This window comes from Marinicrinis sediminis (genome assembly GCF_042685085.1).
Lineage (GTDB): Bacteria > Bacillota > Bacilli > Paenibacillales > KCTC-33676 > Marinicrinis > Marinicrinis sediminis.
On record NZ_JBHUMM010000043.1, the window covers coordinates 738,188 to 758,447 of the forward strand.

At 51.4% G+C, this 20,260-nt stretch carries 22 protein-coding genes; 1 reads left to right on the forward strand and 21 read right to left on the reverse strand.

What is annotated here, in order from left to right:
* Positions 1-2 precede the first annotated feature (2 nt).
* From ACFSUC_RS17205 to ACFSUC_RS17285, 17 genes are all read right to left on the reverse strand, one after another.
* Entirely contained in the window at positions 3-1,442 is a 1,440-nt protein-coding gene (locus ACFSUC_RS17205) for a class I adenylate-forming enzyme family protein (RefSeq protein WP_379930880.1), read from the reverse strand.
* A gap of 6 nt (positions 1,443-1,448) precedes the next feature.
* Positions 1,449-2,291: a phytanoyl-CoA dioxygenase family protein gene (locus tag ACFSUC_RS17210; protein ID WP_379930881.1), complete on the reverse strand. Its 843-nt coding sequence runs from the start codon at positions 2,289-2,291 to the stop codon at positions 1,449-1,451.
* A gap of 15 nt (positions 2,292-2,306) precedes the next feature.
* Positions 2,307-2,915 carry an FAD-dependent oxidoreductase gene (locus ACFSUC_RS17215; protein WP_379930883.1) on the reverse strand — a complete coding sequence of 203 codons (609 nt, stop codon included), beginning with the start codon at positions 2,913-2,915 and terminating at the stop codon, positions 2,307-2,309.
* Positions 2,916-3,025: 110 nt separating this feature from the next.
* Positions 3,026-4,288, reverse strand: coding sequence for a diaminopimelate decarboxylase (locus ACFSUC_RS17220; RefSeq protein WP_379930884.1), 1,263 nt, complete (start codon positions 4,286-4,288; stop codon positions 3,026-3,028).
* Positions 4,289-4,393: 105 nt separating this feature from the next.
* Positions 4,394-5,809: an ATP-binding protein gene (locus ACFSUC_RS17225; protein ID WP_379930886.1), complete on the reverse strand. Its 1,416-nt coding sequence runs from the start codon at positions 5,807-5,809 to the stop codon at positions 4,394-4,396.
* Positions 5,802-6,953, reverse strand: coding sequence for a hypothetical protein (locus ACFSUC_RS17230; protein WP_379930887.1), 1,152 nt, complete (start codon positions 6,951-6,953; stop codon positions 5,802-5,804). The genes ACFSUC_RS17225 and ACFSUC_RS17230 overlap by 8 nt, the downstream gene beginning before the upstream one ends.
* The gene (locus ACFSUC_RS17235) at positions 6,931-7,863 is read right to left on the reverse strand and encodes a 3-oxoacyl-[acyl-carrier-protein] synthase III C-terminal domain-containing protein (protein WP_379930888.1); all 933 of its coding nucleotides are present in this window, start codon (positions 7,861-7,863) and stop codon (positions 6,931-6,933) included. Before ACFSUC_RS17235 ends, ACFSUC_RS17230 begins: the two co-directional genes overlap by 23 nt.
* 10 nt (positions 7,864-7,873) lie before the next feature.
* Positions 7,874-8,110 carry a phosphopantetheine-binding protein gene (locus ACFSUC_RS17240; protein WP_379930889.1) on the reverse strand — a complete coding sequence of 79 codons (237 nt, stop codon included), beginning with the start codon at positions 8,108-8,110 and terminating at the stop codon, positions 7,874-7,876.
* Entirely contained in the window at positions 8,111-9,238 is a 1,128-nt protein-coding gene (locus ACFSUC_RS17245; RefSeq protein ID WP_379930890.1) for a glycosyltransferase, read from the reverse strand.
* A 73-nt stretch (positions 9,239-9,311) separates the two neighbouring features.
* The gene (locus ACFSUC_RS17250) at positions 9,312-10,415 is read right to left on the reverse strand and encodes an aminopeptidase (RefSeq protein ID WP_379930891.1); all 1,104 of its coding nucleotides are present in this window, start codon (positions 10,413-10,415) and stop codon (positions 9,312-9,314) included.
* Positions 10,412-11,407: a hypothetical protein gene (locus ACFSUC_RS17255; RefSeq protein WP_379930892.1), complete on the reverse strand. Its 996-nt coding sequence runs from the start codon at positions 11,405-11,407 to the stop codon at positions 10,412-10,414. The genes ACFSUC_RS17250 and ACFSUC_RS17255 overlap by 4 nt, the downstream gene beginning before the upstream one ends.
* Positions 11,382-12,386 (reverse strand): alpha/beta hydrolase, encoded by a 1,005-nt coding sequence (locus ACFSUC_RS17260; RefSeq protein WP_379930893.1) that lies wholly within the window; start codon positions 12,384-12,386, stop codon positions 11,382-11,384. Before ACFSUC_RS17260 ends, ACFSUC_RS17255 begins: the two co-directional genes overlap by 26 nt.
* Positions 12,371-13,258 carry an alpha/beta hydrolase family protein gene (locus tag ACFSUC_RS17265; protein ID WP_379930894.1) on the reverse strand — a complete coding sequence of 296 codons (888 nt, stop codon included), beginning with the start codon at positions 13,256-13,258 and terminating at the stop codon, positions 12,371-12,373. The genes ACFSUC_RS17260 and ACFSUC_RS17265 overlap by 16 nt, the downstream gene beginning before the upstream one ends.
* A gap of 39 nt (positions 13,259-13,297) precedes the next feature.
* Positions 13,298-13,690 (reverse strand): 3-hydroxyacyl-ACP dehydratase FabZ family protein, encoded by a 393-nt coding sequence (locus ACFSUC_RS17270; protein ID WP_379930895.1) that lies wholly within the window; start codon positions 13,688-13,690, stop codon positions 13,298-13,300.
* Positions 13,687-14,124, reverse strand: coding sequence for a FabA-like domain protein (locus ACFSUC_RS17275; protein ID WP_379930896.1), 438 nt, complete (start codon positions 14,122-14,124; stop codon positions 13,687-13,689). Before ACFSUC_RS17275 ends, ACFSUC_RS17270 begins: the two co-directional genes overlap by 4 nt.
* Before the next feature lie 42 nt (positions 14,125-14,166).
* Positions 14,167-15,069: a glycosyltransferase family 2 protein gene (locus tag ACFSUC_RS17280; protein WP_379930897.1), complete on the reverse strand. Its 903-nt coding sequence runs from the start codon at positions 15,067-15,069 to the stop codon at positions 14,167-14,169.
* On the reverse strand, positions 15,062-15,298 hold the full coding sequence (locus ACFSUC_RS17285; RefSeq protein ID WP_379930898.1) for an acyl carrier protein: 237 nt from the start codon (positions 15,296-15,298) through the stop codon (positions 15,062-15,064). The genes ACFSUC_RS17280 and ACFSUC_RS17285 overlap by 8 nt, the downstream gene beginning before the upstream one ends.
* 217 nt (positions 15,299-15,515) lie before the next feature.
* Here ACFSUC_RS17285 and ACFSUC_RS17290 point away from each other — a divergent pair, with 217 nt between their 5' ends.
* Positions 15,516-16,370 carry a PDZ domain-containing protein gene (locus ACFSUC_RS17290; protein WP_379930899.1) on the forward strand — a complete coding sequence of 285 codons (855 nt, stop codon included), beginning with the start codon at positions 15,516-15,518 and terminating at the stop codon, positions 16,368-16,370.
* Between the two features lie 14 nt (positions 16,371-16,384).
* Here the strand turns inward: ACFSUC_RS17290 and ACFSUC_RS17295 are convergent, their stop codons facing one another.
* The 4 genes from ACFSUC_RS17295 to ACFSUC_RS17310 all read right to left on the reverse strand — a co-directional run bounded on the left by ACFSUC_RS17295 (position 16,385) and on the right by ACFSUC_RS17310 (position 20,216).
* On the reverse strand, positions 16,385-17,461 hold the full coding sequence (locus tag ACFSUC_RS17295) for a hypothetical protein (protein ID WP_379930900.1): 1,077 nt from the start codon (positions 17,459-17,461) through the stop codon (positions 16,385-16,387).
* Between the two features lie 68 nt (positions 17,462-17,529).
* On the reverse strand, positions 17,530-18,423 hold the full coding sequence (locus ACFSUC_RS17300) for a PDZ domain-containing protein (RefSeq protein ID WP_379930901.1): 894 nt from the start codon (positions 18,421-18,423) through the stop codon (positions 17,530-17,532).
* The gene (locus tag ACFSUC_RS17305; protein WP_379930902.1) at positions 18,404-19,615 is read right to left on the reverse strand and encodes an NAD(P)/FAD-dependent oxidoreductase; all 1,212 of its coding nucleotides are present in this window, start codon (positions 19,613-19,615) and stop codon (positions 18,404-18,406) included. The genes ACFSUC_RS17300 and ACFSUC_RS17305 overlap by 20 nt, the downstream gene beginning before the upstream one ends.
* A 79-nt stretch (positions 19,616-19,694) precedes the next feature.
* On the reverse strand, positions 19,695-20,216 hold the full coding sequence (locus ACFSUC_RS17310) for a hypothetical protein (RefSeq protein WP_379930903.1): 522 nt from the start codon (positions 20,214-20,216) through the stop codon (positions 19,695-19,697).
* Positions 20,217-20,260: the final 44 nt, after the last annotated feature.

Genomic DNA, 20,260 nt, shown 5'->3' on the forward strand with positions numbered 1-20,260 from the left:
CATCACCTGCCTTCATTCATATTGGGTCGAATCTGCTTGCCGGAAGAGGTCTTGGGCAACTCCTGCTTAAATACCAGATGATCAATCGACAGCCTGCTGTCCGTCAAGTGAGACAAAATCCGGTCATACAGCTCGCTTTCCTTCACTGCTGCCTGTGGAACAATCCAGGCGTGCACCCGCATTCCGTTGCGGACATCCCCCGTATCCAGCTTGCCGAAGACAACGGCTTCTTCCACTTCATCAAGCTGGAGCAGCCAGGACTCTATTTCCAGGGGATCAACATTGATGCCTGCTCGTACAATCATGTGATCAGCCCGGCCATGCACATACAACTCACCGTCCCGGATACTTGCGATATCCCCAGTCGCGAGCCAACCACCTTGCAGTCGTGCCGTCGTCGCTGTAGGATCTCGAAAATAACCTTTCATGATGTTGGGACCCGCTGCCTGCAAATGGCCCCGTTCTCCGTCAGGCAGCAACTCGCCATGATCATTCACGATCCGTATCTGTACGTCTGGCAATACGGTTCCCACATTGTCCAGATCGGCATCATCCTCAATGACTCGCTTGCAGCTGATGCGCGGCGATGCTTCAGTCAAACCGAATGCATTGCCGATCCGGGCATGCGAAAATCCGGTCTGGATGCGATGGAAATGAGACGCGGACAGCCGCTCCCCACTAACATAAAGATGACGTAGACTGGATAGATCATACCGGTTTGCAAAATGAGACAGCCGGGCCGCCACGGTCGGTGTCGTACAGAGAATGGTGGATTCGGTCTGTGCCATTTCCCGGATCGCGGTCAATGGAGGCTGATCCTGTGATTTCATCACCAGCACACATCCCCTCACCAGCGCCGGAAGCAACTCTCCGGTCAGGGATGAGGCATGCGTCAGTGGACGCAGGAGATAGAGACAGTCGGCAGACTGAAGGTTGAGATAGCCGAGTATCGCGGCAGCATTGCAGGAGAGATTGTCATAGGTGAGCATGACGCCCTTGGGATGTCCACTTGTTCCCGAGGTGTACATCAGGACGGCCGTATCTGCAAGCTCCTGGTGCCAGATTGGGAACACCTCCGGGAAGTTCACCATACAGCCATCCTCATCGATCATCTGAGAATGGACAGTCAGGGCTGGCGAGGTTTGCGCGAGCTGCGACTCCGCCAGTCTGGGATTGCGCCCGGGATCAATCGGCATCACGGTCACACGCAAAGCAAAGGCAGCCAGCAGGACGGGAACCGATCGCCATCCGAGTGCAATATCCAGGCCAAGTAGTGGCTGCCCCTCTCTCTCACGGTCATGGGCAAAACCGAGCTTCTCCAGAGCCGCAACGTTCCACTGCACGGCTTTTGTCAGTGCCGGATAAGATACGACTCTTCCCTCTGTCTTGCAGAATGGTCCGGTATGTCCAGCAATGAGCGTCAGCATATCGGGCATCTTCATGACAGACTACCCTTTGGATTGTCGATTGATGATTTGATCAAAAAACTTTGCATCCTTGAATTCGAATAACGTATCTTTGGTCTCTACGACTCTCGGCTCCGCATTGAGTCTGCGTCTCGTTCGTTCCCGGTTTGGCAAGACTAGATTGCTGTAATTTAACGTAATCTTCTCCACACTCTGCCTGGCATAGTGTGTGACGATGGCGCGACGGAACTGATTCGTGGACGTATTGTCCGTCGATCCGTGCAGAATGTTGCCGTTGAATATCACCACATCACCCGGTTCTGTCGGCAGCTCAATCGCTTCATAACCGTCCGGGATATTAATCTGCTTGCCATATACGTTGATTCGTTCCGGGACGATCTCCGGAGACAGGATGTCAAATACATGGGAGCCTGGCACAACCTGCAGACCGCCATTTTCTTGCCCGGAAGCGTCCAGACTGACCCAGATTGCATAGGTGGTGTCCGGCGAGGCCCCGATGCTGTAATTGTCCTGGTGCATCGGCAGTCCTTTCGCGCCCGGTGCTTTGAAATAATAGCTCGTCTGGCAAACCAGGATCTCTTCATTTATCAATTCCTGCAGGAGACCAATCACTTGTTGCTCCAAAATAAAATCCAGAATTTCTTCATTTTCCCAATGATAATCACGCAGTCGCGGAAACAGACTGTCGAAAGGGCGATTCGGAGCCTGCATAATCTTGCCCTCCGCCATCAACTGCTTCCAGATCTCCCAATAGGCATCATTCAGCTTGGCAATGTCCTCCGCAGAATAGAAGGACTTCAACAGTAAATAGCCCTCCCGCTCAAAAAACGTGCGTTCTTCTTCCCTTAATGTTCTCATCGTCATTTCCTCGCCTCCTTTCTAGCACATCATATCGTGATCCACATGTCGCTTCCCGTTCATTTCACTCAATATATGAATGGCTGTTCGCGCACCATCTCCAGCCGTTACCGCTACATGCATACTGCTTCCCGTGCACAGCCCAGCGGCCCAGATACCCGGAATACTCGTTCGACCCTCGGCATCTACGTCAATCACCATACCGGTACCAGGCTCCGACCCTTTTTTCATTTTCATATCCAGCGATTTGGCCAGTTCCTTGGAGGACCCGGAAGCCATCATGACAATCGAGGCATCAAAAACCCCGTCCTCTGTCGTCAGCCTGAATCGTCCTGCTGTCCCTTCCTGTGCGGCTTTGTCTTGCTCGCTACAGTCGTCTGCTACAGGTACAAGATTCAGTACTTTGGTGGTCAACAGCTTGGCACCGAATTTCTCCGCCTGTTTCTTGCCTGTCTCGAAAACGTCATACCCTGTCATGCCCATTACGGCATAATGATTGTCAATCCATGCCTTCTTGGTACCACTATTGTCCTCGTCCAGAATAAGGACATTTTTCTTCGCTCTGGCCGCAAAAATACCTGCGCTTGCTCCAGCTGGACCAGCTCCGATAATGACGATATCATAATGCATGCTTTTCCACCTCCAGGTGTGATTAGGTACATCGTACAGGATGACGGAGGTGCATCTCTCGACTTTAATTGCGTCTTCATTCGGAGATCATTGCGCGTTTGTTGTTCGAATTAAGACAGATTTGTTCGTCTTGCCTTGGGAACCAGAAATTCATGTCGGTCACGGATCAGGTGAATCTGTTCCTGCTCCCGCAGCAGCTCCCGGGGCAGAGACTGGCTGAGAAACAGGACCGGACTAAAGGTAAGCCCATAAGCCCCCGACTGGTAAACGGCGATAAGATCTCCAGGATGCAGTTCAGGGAGCATCACTTGCCGACCGATCACATCATCCGGTGTACATAACGGTCCTGTGAGGGTATAGGCCTTTTTCTCCCGTTCTTCTTGGATGATCGCCTCAATCGGAAAGTTGCGTTTCAGCAGACTTCCAGATCCGCCAGCGGCTGCATGCTGGTGTGTACCGCCATCGAGAATAGCAAAATGCACGCCCTGGGATTCCTTCACATAGCGAACTCTCGCCACATAAATCCCTGCCGGACCAGACAAAAAACGTCCGGATTCCACGAGCAATTCGATGTGCGGATGCCGCTTGTGAAAAGCTTGGAACGCCTCCTTTGTCAATTGTCCAAGTCTGGGAAGGTGCAAAGGCTTCTCATTCTCATAATACGGAATGCCAAACCCGCCCCCGAGACCGACATATTGGAGAGGAAGCGAATAAGTGTCCATGAACTGCTCAGCAAGGTTCAGCATATAGGAGAAATTGGCTGCGAGCGTCTCTTCAGATAAAATGCGGGTACCGAAATACCCGTGAATGCCAGACAAAGACAGAACATCGCACTCTTCCATCCATGAAATCACTTGTGGCAACTGTTCCTCATCGATACCGAATTGTCTGGCCGTGCCGCCCATTTTTAATCTGGCTCCCTGTACGACCGATTTCGGGTTCACACGAATGCCGACCTGTGCCGGACAGGCACGTTCCCGAGCTAGCTCGGCTATGATTTGCAATTCCTGCAATGATTCGGCAATGACATATTTCACGCCGATTGACAGAAGCCTTTGCAGCTCCTGCCGACTCTTCCCCGGACCCAGCACCATCATTTGATGAGGCTGTGCTCCCGCAGAAATGGCGGCTGCGAGCTCATGCTCGGAACAAATCTCTGCGTGCAGTCCTTGTTGGAGCATAAGCTGTACGATGGTGGGATTTGGATTTGCCTTCAATGAATAACACAGTTGAATCGCGGGGTGCAGATTGGACTGCAGGGCATAAATCTGTTTCTGAATGACATGGGCATCGTACAGATAAAAGGGCGTGCCGTATTGTTCAGCAAGCCCTTCAAGCATCGTGTGATCTTGATACGGATCAAGCGGCAGCATAAGAAACCTCCTCTCGCCTTTTCGCTTCGCTGTTTATCACCTTCGGTTCGTTCAACATCGGATCGTGAACCTTTCAATAAGTTATGCCATTAATCATTTAGGTCATTAAATGTTTGCCTCCAGAGCATCCAGCCGATTCTGCACCTGCTGTTGAATCTGCTCACAGTGTTTTCTATTGTTGCCGGCTATGACGCCATAGAGTTTGCCCCGTGTCTGTTTCTCGTCACGGCTGTAGATGGAATTGACCGAGGCAAATGATACGATCAGCAAGCCAGATGCTGAAGAAGGTGTCAGAAGCAGCGGACCGAGTAATTGCTTCATCTGTTTGAAGCTGACCGGTTTGTGCCTTCGGAAGGAACAGGCCGTTGTCATGCAAATGGTATCTGCTGGCATCCATTTCTGTCGCACACGGTTGTGATACGTAGACATATTGAATCGGGCATTCAGTTCAATGCAAGGATATAGCTGATTGTCGATCGTCATTAGCGCATCTAGTCCAACAGGGCCAACATAACCCTCATCAGCCAGTTCAACGCCAAGTAGACGAACCGCCGCTTCCAGTTGCTGGTGCATCAGCGGGGAGAGGTGGGGAGCGGATACATGTCCGGCATGTGCGCCATTCACGACCAGTGCTTCCTGAATGATGGGCGGTGACGTCTGGCCATCAGGGTATACCATAAATTGAACATTCAGGTCTTTCAGTTTGTTGACCCAAACTTCCAGCACCATTTCCATGCGATCTGAACCGATTCGCTCTGCCTGTTTCATCAGCTTGCTTTGCAACTGCCTGAATCTGGGTTCATCTTCAATGAGAAAAAGACCCTTGCCGGACACCCCATAGGCATCCTTCAGGACAAGCGGATGGTGAACCAAAGCAGGTTTTAAATGCCTGAAAGCCTCTTCCAGCTCAGACAAGTGGTGCACAGATCGGCCTTCTGTTTGAGCAATGCCGTGTTTGAGGCATCTGTCCCGGCTGAAAATTTTACTATTTACCGCTCGCACTACATCACTACTCGATGAGAGCATGTTCAGATTCAGCATCCGGGATAATTGTTCCTCGAGCTGAGAAGTGCCATGAACCATCAGGGAGCCTGGCCGTGAACCCGAATGAGCCCAGTCCTGAAAGCGCTGCTGCATGGATGCCCTGGATGATGATGCCTGCCATTGCTGGATCAATTGATCAGTCAGAAGGTGATGGAAGCCCTCTGCCCGGTGATTGGGACTTTCTGTACCCGAGTGGATGGCGATCATGGTGGGTGGTCTCCAGCCAAAGGAAGACAGGTAGGCCAGAAAATCCACATCCGGCTCCTGATGAAGAAAAACGAGATCTTGCGGTTCCGCTAGCAAGAGCGCCATTTCCGACAGGGCATGATGATAGGGTACTTGGGAGGAAAGGCCTGGAAGCGCGAGGTGATGAGGTTCCTTCCACTGCTGTTCCACTTCAAAATTTGCCAGCCAGGCTACCTGGTCCTCTGTGCGACGGTCACGGGCTTCCAGCCATGCGGCACGAAAATCAGTCATGTGCAAGCCTCCTTTTTTGTAACAGCATGGCACCAGTGCCACGTTGCGGGTCCATGAGGTTCAGGCAAATATATTCCGGTTGCCGCTCATCCAGCAGGGCAGACCAGGCATAGAGCGGATCGGCTGTAGCCCGATTTCGAAAATCGGTTTGCAGCCATACGTTAGAGAAATGATCACGGAAAGGCTCCATATAGGCCAGACTCAGCTGGTGGGGGATGACCATCACTTCGTTCGGACTCAGATCGAAAGATTGAATAAACGTGTGCAGCCATTGAATCGACTTCTCGGCCATCTCCCCATCCACAGCTTCAACTGAGCAGCCAGCTTCTTCATCTAGGCCATGCAGATTTTGTGTCGTGCTATCCGTTTCCCCGCCTGAGAAAACACGTTCATTTTCTGCAATTGGAAGAATGATTGTAGGTTTAATGGTGGAATCTGTCATGCCGTATCCACGCAACAGCCAATCTCCATCCTCTGGCTTTGGAGAGAGAAACAAGCAACCGAGTGCATCCGCAAGTGGATAACGGGAAGCCGTCGTCGAGATGTCAAAGTCGTCTGCACCTGTGACTGCTTGCTTCTGTTGCCTCTCTTGCTTCTGTTGCCTCTCTTGCTTCTGTTGCCTCTCTTGCTTCTGTTGCCTCTCTTGCTTCTGTTGCCTCTCTTGCCATTCGCCCGTTTCCATCTGTTCCATGCTAATGAGCAGACTCGTGTGTTGCATCACTTCTGCCGCATGAATCGCCCATAACAGGGCCAAACTGCCGGCATCTGCAATGGAAAAAGGCATGGTACGTTCAAGCTTGCACTGCTTCTGAATCGTCAGGAGGGCGTTGATTTTATCAGTCAGTGGGTACGCCGCATAACAGCCAATCAGGTGCTGCGGTGAACGTCGCCGGGCTGCTTCCCCAATCTGTTGTCCTGCGTATTCAACGGGGGTGTATTCGAAAAACAGCCCTTCATCCGATGCTCTCCCACTCGGCCTTGCACCATTGGTCGCACCTACAGGATTGCAAGCAGTCCTGGTCTGTGCACGAATTTCCTCGTACAGGCGGTGCTCGATCGAGTCACGTTTCAACGGCTTGTTCGTATAGGCGGTGTGCACGCTGGGTACAGACGCATACAAGCTACCCTTTCTGACAAAGTGCACAACAGACCACCCCCCCGTTCCCCAGAGTCAACAGGATATAATAATCGTCTTTTTTCAGTCGATTGCTGTTTCGAATGCGATCCAGATTCAGTACGATATCACAGTTGTTGAGGTGTCCGTACCGCGTGAAACCCTCCAGTTCGAATCGTTCCACAGGCAGCTTGAGAAGCCTGGCGAGCAAGGGCCATGTTTCAGGTGTGACATTGTTGGGGATGATCAGACTCAGATCGGTGTGGTGGATACGGGCATCAGTCAGAAGCTGCCTGATCTGCTTGACCAGGGTGACGTAATAAAAATAGTCCGGTACTTCCGTTTGACCGTTTTTCATCTTGCCCTCTTGAATCGTGCGAACGTCCGAAAAGGCGCGAAAGGCCAGCAGTTTGTCTCCGTATGTGCCTGCATGGAGAGAGAGCGCAGCCGCTGCATCTCCTGTCAGAAAGTGCCCACCGCCTTGACGCTGATCCGGGAGCAGACATTTCTCCACACACAGGATAAGCGCAGTTGCCTGTTCATCTGCTTCCGCCTCCAGCATTCGAGCGGCCAATTGAATGGCCATCAGCGTATTTGAGCAGAGCAGATCTCGGAGGGAAAAGCAGGTTGCCCGGGACAGATCAAATCTGCTTTTTATTCGTTCCAGTACCGGATCATCATAACGAAAGGCATAATTCAAATAAGGCACGAGCAGCCATTTTACAGATGCAGGCTCAATGGAGGAACCTTCCAGCAATTTATGCAAGGTCCGGATCATCATCTCTTCTGCAGAAGCTGCCGGTTCTATCGGCACAGACGTGACCCCTCTGCTTTTCAGTCCCTCCAAGTCTGCTTCACTGATCTCTCCCTGTGCATAATAATCTGCTGCAGACAATCTCTCTGTCGGCACATAGCTTGCCGTTGCACCGATTCGAATCATACGGTTACTCCTATCCCTTGGTAATTTGCTGGATGTATGCCTCCACGTCTGCTACCCGAATCATGTCATACAAGTTAAGGTTGGCATCCAGGATGTCGATGTCGAGCACCATCTCCATCTCGATGAGCAGCTCAACGATATTCGTTGAATCCATTTCCAGTGCCTCAAAGGTATCTTCGAGTTTCACTTCTTCCCTGCCACTGATTTGCTTGATCATGTCAATCAATTGTGTCTGTTCCAACATCATTCATCCCCTCATCCATTTATTTTCGATTTGTTCAGCGGCATACTGATTCGCTTGCTGTATGCCGTGGTCTGACGATACTTGTTTGAGACGGTGTCGAATATCTGCATCCTGATGAAGTTCCTTGATGCGTTGCCTGATCGTTTCGGGGTTCAGTTCGTGGGGTTTGATTTGTCTAATTAGGCCAAGCTGCTCGCAATGGTCGGCAAGCAGGGTGTGATCCAGCCCGAGAGAGATAACCAGCATCGGAATCTGATAAAGCACACCCTTTTGAATGGTGCCGCAGCCGCCATGGGTAACCATCACATCCGCTGTGGGCAGTACCTGATGATGACGGAGTGCCGTTCCTGCATAACGAATGTGTGAAGGTGTTTTATCGGCAACGGCATGCTTCAATCCGTCAGGCGGGTTGTCCAGAATGGTGATCTGCATGACGGGGTCGGGAAATGCATTTACTACGGCGGTTAGATAATGATCGGTTTTCTCTCTGTATCCCGGCTTGTCTGCTGAAGTGGTACAGACGAACAGATGAGCGTGTTGCGGCTGTGTGGGCAAGGATGCGGCTTTCGTTTCCACCTCTTCTGCCAGACCACACGGCCCAACAACCTGAAAGCTCTCGGGCAAGGGGATAGATCGTGGAATCAAGGCAGGCAACACCATGACCAGATGCAGGTCGGGCGAATATCCGGCCAGATCGCCGCGAGATCGCAGATCATCGTGCAGTAACGGCAATCCGTAATGTTGTCTGAGTTGATTGAGCTTCTGTCGATATTGCTCCCTCAGTCTGGCATTTGTCCTTGCGTCTCCCGGCAAAGAGCTATCCGGCCAGTACAGCGCCGTCTGATAACTCACCCATGGAATGCCATGTTTTTCAGCGTAATAGGCTGGCGCACTGAGCGCAGAGTCACAGATCATCAAGTCCACTCTGTGCGCTGCAAGCACCTCATCCATTTCATCTAAGGTTTCTTGCAGGAAATGATGCGGATACTTTCCTCTTGTGACCGGGATGAAATGTAGCCCGAGCTGTTCAATCAGCTTTTGAAAGGGCAAGGGTGCAGCAACACTTACGTGATGCCCCTTTTGAGCGAGTTCTCTTCCCAGTCCTAATACCGGAACCAGATGACCGAGCAACCATTGACTGACGATGACGATTTGTCTCGCTATGATTTCTCACCTCTTTTCCTGTCTCTAGCCTCGCTTATCTTCATGCAGGACCATTCAGGGCTTCCAGCTCGGGTAAGACAAATCGTCCATTGTGACGAACCAGCTCTCCATCCACTTCTATGGAACCGCCTCCGTGTGATTCTGATTGCAACAAGACAAAATCCCAGTGCAGCCTGGAAACGTTGCCGTTGTCTGCCATTGGATAGGCCTGACCAAGGGCGAGATGAAGACTGCCCTGCATCTTTTCATCGAAGATCAAGTTTTGGGTGGGCTTTACAATGTGCGGGTTCAGACCTATTCCGAACTCTCCGACCTTGCGCGCACCTTCGTCCTGCTCGAGCATCTGCTCCAGCCAGTGCTGATTGACCGCAGCCGATGCCTCAACGACACAGCCATGGCGGAATACCAGCCGAACCTGGTCACAAGAGGTCCCCATGTAGGAAGTGGGTACATTGAATTGAATGTGCCCTTCCACAGAATCGAGCACCGGTGCCGTGAACCATTCTCCATCAGGCAAATTATACTGCCCGGCACAGATCATACTGGTCATCCCTTCTACGGAGAACGTCAATTCGGTTGAGGGGCCCGTAATACGGACGTGCTTGGCAGTAGCGAACATTTCAGACAAGGGCTGTACGGCTGCCGCCCATGCCGCGTAATCCATCGTGCAAGCGTCCCGGTACAGCCTCTCGTAAGCCCGATTACTCATGTGCGCCAGCTGAGCCCAGGAAGAGGTCGGTGTTTTCAACAGATTCCATTTGGACAGACTGCCCATGGCATACTGTTTGGGCTGCAAATAATGGGTGACATAATCCCGATAGCGTTCTTCAGGCAGATCGTAAAGCTCATACGGATTCTGTTCGGCACGCAGCCCGATATACACATTCATACTACGAATCCTCGCCACATCTGCCGCTGCCCATCGTTGAAGCTGGGCTTGGCTGCTGGAGGCGACGAGCGACTTCAACACCGGAAAGGAATGCTGAATAACATGCGGTTCTGCTCCTGCTTCGTAAACCTCGGTGACAATGGCTTCTATATAATCGTCCGCCGTCCCGGTTACATCCAGGAGGACTTTTTCTCCTGGCGAGACACGTAGGGAATGATGGATGAGCTGAGCGGCTATGGCCCGCGGTGTATTCATGACAGAAACTCCCTGTTGCCAATTTGTTCTTCCCAGCTATCCATAAGTGACCCCTCGAGTTCGACAGCCTGCCTCAAATGTCCGATGAGTTTCACTCGGTAATCCCGTTCTGGCTGACGCTTCCATTTCATCAAAACCCCCATCACATACGACCACGTATGACAAAGCTTTTCCAGAATCTGTGGCCACTCCGGATTCACACATGGACTTGGCAGGGCCTTGCGCTGGACGGCTGTCCACCAGAGCTCACGCAAGCGGCGAAAATAATGAATATCGAATTCCAGCTGCTCGAGTGAGGATGTCAGGCTCACAAGCGGTACATGCTCAACGGCATCAGCAAAAGCGGACAAACGTTGCAGTCCCCCCTTTTCCTTCATTTCAGTGACGGATGCTTGCATCAGCTGAAAACATTGTTGTTCCCACCGGGTTTCGGCTGCATCTGGCATGGTTTTGGGCTTGAGTATGGCAAACCCGTTGTCGGGATGATCTGCCAACACCTGAAAAAAAGTGTCCACAGGCACCCGGCCGAGCAGGCCGTTATAAAATTCGGGTGCACCGGCATCATCGAGCAGAATGACTTCGTCCTCCGTCATATCCAGGATCAGCGCCCAGTGCGTTACGTCATGCTTCCCGCAATACGCGGAAAACGGGGCCTCATACGCTTGGTACCTGACCAGTGCATAGCCTTCGCCATCCAGTAGCGAGCGCAGCAGATGAGCAGATTGTGCCTGGTCTAGCAATGGATAAGGAATGAGTGTCCATAACCGTTTCAATTCAGGACGGCTTCGCCGCAACAAGAGTTCATGTGAGTGGCAGTCAAAGGGTTGGAGAAAGAGGGGGATGGGATCATCCACCCCTTTCCATTTCAATATTTCCAGGATTGAAAGTTGCAGACAATCCAGGTTGCGCTCACTGAGACCAAACTCATCCGGAAACCGCCAGTCCCATTTATGTGTGTGTTGAAGGTCATCCTTCAGCATTGACGTGGTCATCCTGTTTCCTCCCTATTCGTTCGTTTGCCTGTCTTGTATATGTTTCACATCGACAGCGTGTACAAGTTCCCTGACAAGCCTTCTGCGGCACAATCAGGTTGCACAATTTCCTGATCAGATCATCCATCGCAGCCGGATGATGATAGAAGTTGCGTCCCGGCTGAAATGGACAGAGCCGAATGTCTGCCTGGACATGCGTAGTCAGAGCAGATGAGACTTCATCTTCAACACCGTGCAAGAGATGAATGGGCACACGCTGCGCCTCGTACAGAGCCTGCATATTCAACTGCGCCCAATCGTGGATCATAGTGGAACTAATTCGTTGTCCATGCAGATACAACAAGTGCGCGCCCAACTGCTGAATCACCTGCACCTGATCGGCATCCAAATCGCTGAAGGTGTAATAATCCTCTCCCGGAATGAGTTCACGAGCATCTATAGCACCAACGGTTTCAGCCTTTTTCAGGGCGTCAGGCGGAAAAAGCGCGTACACATCCGCTCGTTCCAGTGGAGGTGGTGAAATAAGGACAGGAATTGCCAAACTGGGCCCGGACGTAGGGGAAGGATGTGAAGTTGTTTCAACGGAAGTGTCTGCACCTGTTCGGCTATTCCAGATGGAGGTGACCTGCAGGGCCACGACCGCGCCGAGCGCATGTCCGACTAAATAAATGGCAGGAGGCGTAGTCTGTCTCGTAAGTTCATGCAAAACCTGAAGCGTATCTGCCACCATCGTGGAGAGGCTGACCTCACCCAGTTCTCCCTGACTGTCTCCATGTCCGCGGTAATCAAATTGCACCACCCACTGCCGACGATCCGCCAGACGCTTGCGAAGCTGGGAAAAGAGATAGTTTTTCTCACTCATGGCTTGCCCGAGTCCTGAGAGGGTCACGACTAGGGGCAAGTTCTCCCGTCCTCGTTCAGGCCGTTCTTCCAGTCCGGTCATTTCCAGCTGTCTGCCGAATCTCACCTGTCGCCACATCGCTCAATCCCCCCTTCCACAGCATCCATTTGAACCGGGTTCCCTTCCGTATGACCAAACTGCTCTTGCAGCCAGCGAGTCGTTCGATGGATCAGCTTCGTTTCCAGTTCACAGGAGGTAAACAGATGTCCTCCCCCTGCAATGGCCGTAACTTGATGTGTATCGGTTCCGGCGTATATCGCAATCTGATTCGTTTGAAGTTGCGCGAATTCTTCTTCGATGAGCGGATCATTATCACCGTATACCACCAGAGATCGGCCGGCATAACGGTGCAGCTCCTGCTGAATGTCCAGGCCGTGCAAATCGCGGTAAAAATCCATACTGATCCATAGGCCAGCCCAAGGCATCACCAGTCGATCCGTATATTCGGGATGGCGGGAAAATCGGGGCTTTCGTCCTCCCGGCATATTTCCACCAAATTCATAAAACAGCGGACTCCATAGGATGATTTGATCAATTCCTAACCGGTTAGCTGACATCAAGGCCATCCGAGCCCCGTCACTGAATCCGAGCAGGCAAATGTGATGCTTGTCAATTTCGGGCTGTTCAGTCAGCCAGGTATACGCAGCCGCCACATTGGACAATTTGGTGGAAGTCGTCATTTGTGAAGTGTGTCCGTCGCTGAGTCCAAGCCCCACGTAATCGAACCGCAGCATGGCAATCCCGATACTGGCCAGATATCGGGCAAATTTTACAGCCAGACGGTGCACCTCATAGCGCTCACCATTTTTCCCGGGACAATACAAGATGACCGGAAATGCAGCATCTTCTCCCTGCTTTTTGTCAGAGCCAGGAGGCAGATGCAGGATACCTGCCATGCGATGTTCGCCATCCTCCAGCTCCACGAATCGTTCTTCTCCACGCCCGTTCAACCTCTCACCCCATCCCTTCGCGTTGGTTTGTCGAATCTTCTATTTGGCAAATGTCATCGTACTGTGAATCATCTGTTGTTCGTCCACAAATCCGGTTCCCTCACACACCCATCTGTCTGCTTGCCTGTCGCAGATTTTGACTACAAAGTGCACCTCATCGCCCGGGACAGCGGGACGTAAAAAGCGAGAGGTGGCTTCGACCAGCTTCATACAGATCTTTTCATGTAAAAGCACAGCCTCGATCGTCTGCACCATTCCTTCCGCAAGCAACACACCGGGATAGATGCTTTGTTCCGGAAAATGGCCTCTTACATAATGATCACTGCTGCTCACCAATTTTTTGCTGGTTGCCCATCCGGCTGATTCCTCATACTGCATATCATCGATCAGTATCCATGGCTTGGCATAGGGCAATATCTGCTCCGGTTTCACAAATGACTCACCTGCCCTTTGGAAACGGCTACATATAACTCTGCCGTCAGATGGATCTCCTCTTCGGGAATAGTACGGACGCGACCGGTCAGCATCGCTTGTTTGGCGAGGATACGAACCGGTGTAATCTCCAGTTGAACCGATTGCGTCCAGGCGACGTCTTTTATTGCCTTGGCCTCTACCTTTCCCAGTAAAGGAACCTCATGATCCTCCAGTGGATTCGTCTCCAACTGAACATAAATGACAGCGGTTTGAGCCAGTGACTCGACCAGCACATGCAACGGAACGATGGCCTGTTGACCGAAATCCGAATACAGCCTGGACAGATCCATTTCAGCCCGTAACCGCTGTCCCGGCTCATAGCTCACAATCCGGTCGATGAGCCGAAACGGATCTTGCTGCGGCAATAGTGACATCAAGTTCGATTTCTGCATGCCTCTCAGCACGCCTCCTTGTTCCAGTGTCTTCCACTGCAATTAAAAGTTCTGAATGCGTACGCGATTGTGTGTCGCTTTTTCAATGGTCTGGTCGTCCTGTTCTTCTCCCTTGGCCACCTTTTCAAATCGGGACAGCGTGAGTTCACCGAGCATAAACGGCAACAATCCCTTCACGGCTGCATCAGGATGCTTGCCGTAAAAATAAGTATGGCTCTCCGTTAAATGCTGGACGTAGGCATCCTTGTCCCGCCGATGGGCGAGATGGACATTGATGGCCCTTGGCTCATAATAGAAGGGCATCTTCGCCTGACTGGCGCGGTAACCGAATTCAAAATGCTCAAAACCCCATTCCCGGAACCGTTCATCAAATCCGCCCAATTGGCTGAACAGCGAAGTTGGCATGGAGAGATTCCCGGTTAACGTGGCAATCCAGGCCACAGGGGAATGCGTCTCACCCTGTTCATCAAACAATCCATATACGAGGGAAGGATATTGCGGTATGCGATCATGGACCTGGTTGACAACAGAAGTTCTGGCCCGTTCGAGCTGGGTTGGCAGATCGGCCAGATACAGGTCTCTGACCTGACCCACCAGCAGGCCGGGGCGCTCCTTCTGTCGGTGGGTCTGGAGGTGAGCCTCCATAAAATCGGGTCTGGGTATACGATCACCATCACAAAAAATGAGCAGATCAGCCTCTCCCTGCTCTACACCGATATTGCGCGCACGAGCTCTTCCGCTTCGCTCTTCCAGCCGCATGCATTGAACCGGGAGCTTGGAGGTGAAAGGTTGTACGATCTCTTGCACCGAAACGTCTGAGCCATCATCCACGACCGTGATCTGGAATTGGGAGGAAGAAATCGTCTGTCTGGTGAACCCTTCCAGCGTTAATTGCAACGGCAGCGACTGATTATGAACGGGAATCACCACATGTGCGCTAACCATGGTGATCCGTTAACGCCTTAATCAATTGGTCGATGGTGGTCTCAGCTCGAATCTCCAGCCACTCATCCGGAACGGCAATTCCCGCCTTTTCCTCGAGGAGTACCACGAACTCCATATACCGGAGGGAATCGAATCCGATATCGTACAATCGCTTGCTTTCCGCAATCTCCTCCTTGGGCAAAACCCCGCACCCATCCTGGCTTAACAGCTCCAAAATCAATTGCCGCATGATGAGATCCTCCATTCCAATCGTTTTATTTCTTGTCATTCTGCTTCTGCTTCACATTATATCGACGGCTTTACAGCATTACTCAGCTTTGGATGCTCCCGCACATCCATCCTCGTTAGGAAAAGCCTAGTTTCCATTCGTCTGGCGCGCACATAATGAAGAGAGCTTTGCTTCTCTTCCGTTTATCTCAATCCCAATATGAAATGGAGCTGAGAACATGCATACCGAAAAGACAAAAACGACGATGGTGATTGAAGCGCCTCTTGCATCGATCTGGTATCATCTGACAACGGCATCCGGCATGAACGATTACTTGACCGATCGTGTGAACATGTCCACCGCGTTTTTGGAGAGCGGAACCGTTGTGCATATTGTAATCGGGGACATGCTGAATGAGGCGGTGTGTACACAAATCGAACCGATGCGAAGCGTGACCTTTCACGATCATTTCAAATCCTTGTTAGCCGATGACAGTTATTTATCCTACCAGGTAACGACTACCTTTCTCATCGAACCTGTAGAGGAACCGGATTTTTCCCGGGATTCGTCCTCTATGTATGCGGTGTCCGCCATCGTCGAAGGCTATGAATCTGACGATGAGCTGCTGCAATGGATACGGGAATGTGCCGATTTCGGCTGGAAGCAGTCCCTCTTCAACCTGAAAACTAGACTGGAACTGGGGCTGGATCTGAGACAAGCGATCTTTGGTTATCCAAGATTGGGGATATGCAACTATACCGCTACCTCTCAGCAGCTTCGTGCCCACTTTCTTGACCCGAATCATGTGCAGGGGAACTGGGTGATGGAAGTGTTCCCTGATGGCCCTGCCTCGCTCGCTGGATTGCAAAAAGGCGACATCATCGTCGCTCTGGATCAGCATAAAGTGCCCACTTACGCCCATTTTGTAAAGGAGCTCTCCCGCTCATATGGAAAAAAAGATACGGTAGACATTCAATATGTACGACGAGGAACCGAGTACGAAACGACTGCCCGCCTTTCTTATCACGCTCTGCTGACCGGACTGGTGGAGCCTACGGATGCAAGGGTGAACGACATTCGAACAAGAGAATGAACCCTCCCATCTCCTTACTCGGAGATGGGTCGTCCGGCCAGGCAAGCTTGATGTTGCATATCTTCCATGACGCATCTAAGTAAGGGTACCTCTTTTTCTCCAATCTGCGGCAATGCTTCCCCGATGTGTTCCAGATGGGCTCGATTTGGCTGATAATAATATTTCAGCATGAGATTGCGAAGCAGCAAAGTTTGATGCTCCAGCTTTTCAAATTCCTTCTGTATCGCTGTATCCCGTCCCAAGAACTGATGCTGCTGCATATAGTGAATCCGTTTGGTCATGAGCTGCTTATGCTCCCAGAGGTTATGAAGATATCGGATATCGAATGGCACCTCATCGTGAATCAGCCGGTGGACATAATCCAGGATGTAGGGGTAACAGTGAATCCCGTATGCCCGGTTCCAGGGTTTTCTCAGCATGGACAGCCGATTGGACGTATTGTAACCTTGTACATAATCCTGCATGCTTTCCCACACCAGCTGTGTGTCAAAGGGATAGCGGACATCTGAGTGGCGTTGAAACAGTTGGATGCGCTGAAACACCCGTGCACTGTCCGAATTCAAGATTTGATGAAGCTCATCAGGTTGATCCATCCCGTCATCCACGCCGGCATAGGCAGTCAGCATCTGTTCATACGAGATCTTCGTTCTGCGAAAAATCATATACTCATCAAAGCCCAGCAGTTCAAACGCGCCTTCGTTATCGTCATATCCGACGATCAGGTTTTCATGGATAAAACGCGACTTGCGATAGTGAACACGGTGTGGAATCTGATATTCATCCAGATAGACATAGATACACTGCTGCTGTGCGATACACGCTTTGAAAAACGAAAGCGGGTCCGGGCCGCAGGCCTGCAACGTTTTTCTCGAGATCGATTCCACCTTTAACCAGGGGCACATCGCATAGTCAAACGCATAGAACGTATAGGGTACCGGGCTATGCTCAAAATCGGGGTCGATGCACATTTGAATGTAATGACTGAAAATCCATGGTTTGGTTTCATCCGTCATTCCGATCAAACTGGCAGGATAGGCGTAGAATAAATATCCTTGAACAAATGGCGGGTACAATCGCAAAGACACGCTCACTGGTTTTGTCTGCTCTTTAAAATAAATGCCTCTCTCTTTTGGCACGCCATCACCTGACTCTCCAGCATTTACTCCTCGTTCGGATTCGACCATCGTTGACCTGAGCCAGCACGCTGCTTGGCCAGCTTCTCCCTTTTCCTGCGAATTTCCTCCAGTGGCGTCTTCTCGATATCAATCAATCCTGTAAACGTATCATCCAGTGTAAACTGAATCGTTGTCTCCTGTTCCTTGCCGTTGCGGACAAAGGTCAGTCCTGGTTCTGCCTGCTGTCCATAGTAGCCAGATACGACACGGACAAATTCTGCGTAATCATTTGTATCTGCTCCTCCGATGGACCGCACCACATCACCCTTTCGAAGTCCTGCCTGTGCAGCTGGACTGTTCGGAAATACTTCCAGTAAATAATTCCCTTCACCTTGGGGGACACCTGTTACAATAGATTGTTCCTTATTGACGGTTCCGTTCAAGACGCCCAGCCGCGGAAAACTGAACATCTCGGTGCGAAGATCCAGACCTAGCTCCAGGACGGACTTCAAGTTCATGAGAGATCTGCGCCATCCCATCTCCAGACATTCCCGAAACCACTGGCCATGCGTCGTAGGTTCAAATCCTTTCACTTGCAAAGAAAGCTTCGTCAGCGAACCTGCCTGCTCCAGTTCATAAGAGGTCTGAACGGAATAGGTCTGCATCTGACCATCCGGGTCCATCGATTGATACGCATCTGAAAATGCGATTTTACGCATGGGTTCACATGCCACAATTTCATTTTCATTCATGATGTCGCCATAGTTGAGCTGATAGCGGTCTCCGATCCTGGGTGATCCATCTACACCGGACGTCGAAGCATAATAGGTCAGATACGTATTGGAGCCCGAGGGGGTCGCCACAGACCACCAGACCTGTTCCAGCGGTGCTTCCAGATACGTGATATTCAACGTGCGGTCATTGGGGCATTCCAGCATGCGTGTGTCCTCCTGTCAAATTGTGATAAATGGAGGCTGCTTGTCCAGTCAGCGATTTCGACAAACTTGGAAAGGTAAGCAGCCAATCGAGCGCCTGCAGTTGATCTTCTTCCAGCTGTTCGCCCGCTCGACTGAGCGTTTGCAGACATGCGTCGTATTGCGGGATGATTCGCTCATCACGATGCTGCTTGTATGATGCCATCGCTTGCTGCCAGCTCAGATCACCACGCAAATACAGGTGAAGCTGTGCGGCCAATTGTTCAGCCATGCAAATGGCATTGTCAATCCCGGAGCCGGATACCGGATGCAAGTATGCGGAAGCATCTCCGACCAGTACCCAGCCATCTCCGTATGGCTGCCGGATATAACTGGCTTTGGCCGGTACGCCCTTCACTCTCCCTGTTATCTCGCTGTGGGTCAGACGGGGAGCCAGCGTTTCGATGCGGGCGAGCGATTGCAGGAGATAGGCCTTCAGATCTTTCCGCTGCGGATTGAACTGCGCTTGCGGCGTCATCCAGGCGATACAATGCAGACCGTTGTCCAGCGGATTGCACAGCATCAGTCCCGGATACGTCCAATACCATTCGACGGTTGGAATGGGAAGCGGAAGCAATCCTTTAAAGTACGCATATATCACCGCCAAATGATCTTTATCGGATTCCCGTTCCATTGGGGCATTCGCCAGTTCAGACACAGTGGAGTGACGGCCATCCGCGCCCACGACAACCTTGGCCTGTGCCAATATCTTCTCTCCCTGCTCATTGTGGCCAGTGATCTTCACGGAGCAGTCTTCTTCCGCCTCGCCTTCCACGATCTCCATCTCCACCAGCTTTGTCCCCAGTAAAATATCCACGTCGGGATAGGACCCGGCACGCTCAAGCAGCCATGAATCCAGCAGCTCCCGCCTGACGCTTAGGGCTCTGGTTGTTACACAGATCGCGGATTCCATCACTCGTCCGTCCAGATCTACCCGCATACGGGTCATTTCAGGGATTTTGGCTGCCTGAAATTTTCCAGTTAGACCGAGACGATCATAGATATCCGTCTCTCCAATAATATGGGTAGACAGGGTTGGTCCGGGCGCCTGATAGGCTTCGATCAACAGCACACGATATCCCTGTTCCGCGAGAAAACAGGCGGTGGAGGCGCCTGCACAGCGGGCACCCGCAATGATGACATCATAAGACTTCATGTCTCTCCTCCCTTGAAAAAGAAGGACCATCGATGATGGTCCTTCCGCACTTCTATTGTGACTGACTCATGTTGCGGGATTAGTTGGATTGCAGGCAGCCATAGATTTGGCCAACTTGGTTGTCTTGCTCGTCAAACATTGGAATGACACTTTCAGAATAGAAAGTAGCATCCTTCGGTGGAAGACCTTTCAGTGTTCCTTTCATGTGGATCGGTTGCTTGTTGTGGAACGTGCCTTCCGGTGTTTCCATTACCCAGTACAGGTAAGATTCACCTTGTACACCTTCAGCCATTTTCTTGTTGAAAGGAATGGTTGCACTGGCTTTCATTGTTTGGCCTTGTCCATGCAATCCGCCGCGAACGCGAATTTGCTGTCCAGGCCACAATTTGCTGGAAGTTGCAACCAGATCTACGTTTTGAATTTCCAGATCTACGGTTACCCCGGATTTCAAGCTGAACTCAGAGTCGCTCACGGTGAAGTGAGTAGGTTCTGCCTGCTCGAAGTGAAGTTCTTCTGCACGACCGTCAAGCAGTTCCAGATACGTTTTGGAATTGGAGTTTTCAAGCGTCATGGATAATTTCTTTAAAGCTGCTGCTTTCATTGAAATTCCCTCCTGAATGGATAGTAGTGTGTGCCCCCCGGGGA